Genomic DNA, 320 nt, shown 5'->3' with positions numbered 1-320 from the left:
GAGGTTAGCGGCTCAGCGCTTGGGTCCGAAATTGTACCGGACTCAAGCCATTCAATCTGAGGCTTATGCGCTCCTGGTTGTAGTAGTCGATGTAGTCCTCCAGCCCTGAGGCCAACTGCTCCACGCTCTCAAACGATTCCAGGTAGAAAAACTCGCTCTTGAGCGTGCCGAAGAAGCTCTCCATGGCGGCATTGTCCAGGCAATTTCCCTTGCGTGACATGCTCTGCTCAATGTTCTTTTCGGCCAGCATGTGTCGGTAGGTCGGCTGGCGGTACTGCCATCCTTGATCGGAGTGCAGGATCGGCTTGTCACCTTGCTTC

General features: G+C 55.0%; 1 protein-coding gene. It reads right to left on the bottom strand.

Annotated elements, in window-relative coordinates:
* Nucleotides 1-4 precede the first annotated feature (4 nt).
* On the bottom strand, nucleotides 5-320 hold a 316-nt coding region (locus LVS58_RS25025; RefSeq protein ID WP_233693253.1), incomplete at its 5' end, for an IS3 family transposase.

The organism is Pseudomonas sp. JR33AA (genome assembly GCF_021378985.1).
GTDB lineage: Bacteria > Pseudomonadota > Gammaproteobacteria > Pseudomonadales > Pseudomonadaceae > Aquipseudomonas > Aquipseudomonas alloputida.
This window is presented reverse-complemented; position numbering and strand designations above follow the sequence as displayed.